At 36.3% G+C, this 3,158-nt stretch carries 2 protein-coding genes; both read left to right on the forward strand.

Going from position 1 to position 3,158, the window contains the following annotated elements:
* Complete coding sequence (locus ACY2RX_RS14575; RefSeq protein ID WP_490104713.1) at positions 1-1,308, forward strand: sugar MFS transporter; 1,308 nt, start codon at positions 1-3, stop codon at positions 1,306-1,308.
* A 36-nt stretch (positions 1,309-1,344) separates the two neighbouring features.
* On the forward strand, positions 1,345-3,158 hold a 1,814-nt coding region (nagB, locus tag ACY2RX_RS14580), incomplete at its 3' end, for a glucosamine-6-phosphate deaminase (RefSeq protein ID WP_490104714.1).

Below are 3,158 nucleotides of genomic sequence, written 5' to 3' on the forward strand. Positions count from 1 at the left end.
ATGCAACAAAAAAACAACACAAGAGCGATTGTCATAATAGGAGGTATGTTTGCCATCTTCGGTTTTGTCACTTGGATAAACGGAGCGTTGATTCCGTTTATGAAAACGATTAATGAGCTTACTGAGGCACAGTCTTATTTAGTAGCTTCTGCTTCTTATATTTCTTTTGTGGTAATGGCATTACCTGCCTCATATATTTTAAATAAAATAGGATACAGAAAAGGGATGTCTTTAGGATTGATTATTATGGCAATAGGCGCTTTGGTTTTTATACCAGCAGCACATGCACGTACTTATTGGATTTTTCTATTAGCCATTTTTATCCAAGGAGTTGGAATGACCATTTGTCAAACCGCAGCCAACCCTTACATTACCATTTTAGGCCCCATAGAAAGTGGTGCAAAGAGAATTGCGATAATGGGTATTGCCAATAAAACAGCAGGCGCTTTGGGGTCATTAATTTTTGGAGCTTTGTTGTTATCGGGGATAGATCAAACCAAAGAAAAACTAGCAGGCGCCACATTAGCAGAAAAGAATGTACTGTTAGATACGATGGCAGATAGTGTTTTTACGCCTTACATAGTAATGGCTTTACTACTACTTTTTTTTGGTCTATTAATGAGAAAAGCTCCATTACCACACGTAGAAGCTGAAGAACCAGAAGAAATAAAAGAAGGAGAAACTGCCAAAACAAGTATTTTTCAGTTTCCACATTTATGGTTGGGCGTTTTAGCCTTATTTGTTTATGTTGGTGCTGAGGTTATAGCAGGAGATACTATTATTGCTTACGGCATATCATTAGGTTTTACAGGCGAAGAAGCCAAGTATTTTACCACCTATACTTTGTTGGCAATGGTAGCTACTTATGCTTTGGGTGTCTTTCTAATTCCAAAATACATTCAACAAAAAACGGCGTTGATTGTAAGTGCTATTTTAGGAATTGTATTTAGTATTTGTATCATCAATACAACAGGTTACACATCGGTATTATTTGTAGCAGCCTTAGGAATTGCAAATGCATTAGTATGGCCCGCAATTTGGCCATTAACTTTAGAGGGTTTAGGAAAATTCACAAAAACTGCTTCTGCCTTATTAATTATGGCTATTTCAGGAGGAGCAATTATACCGCCTTTATATGGTAGAATCGTAGATGCCAATAAACACGAATTAATAACAAGTGGAGTTCAAGAAGTAGAAGCTATGGCTACAGCAGCCACAGGCAGCTATTGGATTTTGATTCCTTGTTATATACTGATTCTGTTTTTTGCTTTAAAAGGTCATAAGATTAAAAATTGGAGTAAAAAATAAAGAAAGATACCATTCAACAGAAACACACAACAGATTATGTTAAAAAGTACTATAGACAAAGCCACCGGTTTCGAAAAAAGATTTGAAAATATAGGAACCTTAGTTTACGATGATGCTAAATCGGCTTCAAAAGCAATTGCCATAGAAATTGCGAATTTAATTAAAGTAAAACAAGATCAAAGACAACCTTGTATTTTAGGATTGGCAACAGGATCCTCACCCAAGGGTTTGTATGCAGAATTGGTGCGTTTGCACAAAGAAGAAGGTTTGAGTTTTAAAAACGTAATTTCTTTTAATTTAGATGAATATTACCCAATGGAGCCAGACTCTGTAAATAGCTATGTGCGTTTTATGAACGAGCAATTGTTTAACCATATAGATATATTACCCGAAAATTGTTACGTTCCAGACGGTACCTTGTCTAAGAGTGAAATTGCCGATTATTGTGATCAATATGAAGCAAAAATAGACTCTTTAGGAGGGATTGATTTACAAATTTTAGGAATTGGAGGCAATGGACATATTGGTTTTAACGAATCAGGATCGCTACAAAATTCAAAAACAAGATTGGTAGCCTTAGACCACATTACAAGAGTAGCAGCCAGTGGAGATTTTTCAGGATTAGAAAACACCCCAAGAACCGCCATTACTTTAGGAGTTAAAAAGATAATGGAAGCCAAAAGAGTTATTTTAATGGCTTGGGGAGAGAAGAAGTCGAATATTATTAAAGCAGCAGTAGAAGATGAAGAAACGAGCCAAGTACCCGCTTCTTATCTGCAAGAACACAACAATGCTACTTTTATTTTAGACAAAGCAGCAGCTTCAAAACTAACTAGAATTGACACCCCTTGGTTGGTAGAAAAGGTAATTTGGACAGATAAACTCATAAGAAAAGCGGTTTTAAGTTTGGCATTGCACTTAAAGAAACCAATTTTAATGTTAACAGATGCCGATTATATTGAAAATGGTATGAGTGATTTGTTAGCAGATGCAGGTCCTGCTTATGACATCAACATTAAAATATTTAATGAGTTACAAAATACCATAACAGGCTGGCCAGGAGGAAAACCAAATTCAGACGACAGTAAAAGACCCGAAAGAGCCGAACCCAATAAAAAGCGTGTATTAATTTTTAGTCCGCATCCAGATGATGATATCATTAGTATGGGAGGCACTTTTAAGAGATTGGTAGACCAAGGTCACGAAGTTCACGTGGGGTATCAAACTTCAGGAAATATAGCAGTAGCCGATGATGAAGCATTGCGTTTTGCGAGTTTTGTTTGTGATTATAATGAGAAATTCGGAATGGATAATACGGAAGCCAATGCTATTTACAAAAAAGCAGCTACGTTTTTAAAGAACAAAAAATCGAGCGAAATAGATACCGAAGAAGTAAGATATATTAAAGGTTTGATAAGAAGAGGAGAGGCAAGATCTACGTGTCATTTTGTTGGAATTCCCGACGAACAAATTCATTTTATGGAATTGCCTTTTTATGAAACAGGAGCCATTAAGAAGAATCCAATAGGAATTGCAGATGTAGAAATCACCAAAGCTTTAATTGAAAAAATAAAGCCTCATCAAGTGTATGCAGCAGGCGATTTAGCAGATCCACACGGAACGCACAAGGTTTGTTTAGACGCCATTTTTGCAGCCGTAAAAGAACTAAAGCCAAAGAAATTTATGAAAGATTGTTGGGTTTGGTTGTATAGAGGCGCTTGGCAAGAATGGGGGATTGATGAAATAGAAATGGCGGTACCAATGGGACCAGATCAGGTTTTAGAAAAGCGAAAAGGAATTTTTAAACATCAATCACAAAAAGATGGTGTTGTATTTCAAGGAGCAGATAG

The organism is Polaribacter sp. 2405UD43-2 (assembly GCF_058147125.1).

Bases quoted from the DNA above. Each gene is read 5' to 3' on its own strand.
- ACY2RX_RS14575 (WP_490104713.1), top strand. From the start codon at position 1: ATGCAACAAAAAAACAACACAAGAGCGATTGTCATAATAGGAGGTATG.